General features: G+C 58.3%; 1 protein-coding gene and 1 pseudogene. Both read right to left on the reverse strand.

All coding sequences use genetic code 11. The features are described 5' to 3' along the window. Positions 1-197: 197 nt before the first annotated feature. Complete coding sequence (locus AC1DBN_RS21410; RefSeq protein ID WP_477724192.1) at positions 198-329, reverse strand: hypothetical protein; 132 nt, start codon at positions 327-329, stop codon at positions 198-200. A gap of 339 nt (positions 330-668) precedes the next feature. Continuing rightward, positions 669-1,130 (reverse strand): annotated as a pseudogene (locus AC1DBN_RS21415) (hypothetical protein); the annotation flags it as partial.

Raw genomic sequence — 1,130 nt, forward strand, 5'->3', positions numbered from 1 at the left:
AGACGGTACCCGGCTTCTTGCCAACATCTTTGACGATCTGCAGGCCCCACACGCTCTCTGCCGACAGCAGCGCCTCAAGGACCAGTGTGGTCGCCGGCGTAACCCGCCCTAAGTTCTCCATGGGACAAATCTAGCTATATAGATTTAGAAGTCAAGCAGGTCTACCTTGATTACTGATACTCACGTGGCGGCAACCACTAGAACGAGCGGCCGGCGTTCCTGTGGTCGCGCGAAGGTTCGGACTCCAGGACATGCAGCCATCCCACCGGCACAGTGAGAGTCTGAACGCCGGGCAGCGAGACCACGGACTCGTCGTCCACTGAACGCACATGTCCAACAATTTCGTAGGACCCCGCCGGCAAACCAAGTTCCGCCGTCTGCCCGGTACTTAGCGGAAGGACTACATTGGTGCGGTGCACTATCCGGATCCCATGGACGGTTTCCGGCGACCGGGATTCATCGATGCCGAGGACAGAGAGTTAAAACCAGCAGCCCCGGAGTGAGCTTAGCCGGCAAGTCGGGCCCGTCATCCACGGGCAATATTGAGGCACCTTTCGGGCGTCTCCCCCGGCCATCTGCAAACGCCGAAAATTATGATTCTGTAAAGCTGTGGGGCTTGCTTCGCGCTTGTACTGGACTCTCGGCAGGATGACTGCGGAGCTGCTGGTTCAGTCGAAGGGTAAGGCTTTGTAGGCCGTGTTTTTGTTCATATTCCAGCCGGCGACGATTAGAAGCAATTGTTGGGCCCATTCGACGCGTGACCATTGTGGTGCGTTATCGGTTTGGGCGAACAGGATGTTTTGCATGGGTTCGTCCAAGTCAGGGATGTCTGCGATAAGCCGGTCTCGGATGCGGGGGAACTGCAGGTGTGCGACCAGGGCGCGGGAGTCGTCATCGCTCGGGAATGAGTTCGAGTTGAGCATGTCTGCCCAGAGTTTCCGGCCGTTCTGGATGGCTTTGCCGTCGGTTTGGTTCCGGATCGCTTTCATATGCTGCTCAACGGCTGCAGCTTTCGCTTCATCCTGGCCGGTGGCTGGAAGGGTGACACGGTCGGTGGGCTGTACGGTGCTGCCGCGGTAGATGAATTCAGCGTTGATGGCGCTGGTCTGGGTGTCGGTGACGGGCAGTGC

The organism is Pseudarthrobacter sp. 10T415, from assembly GCF_056394175.1.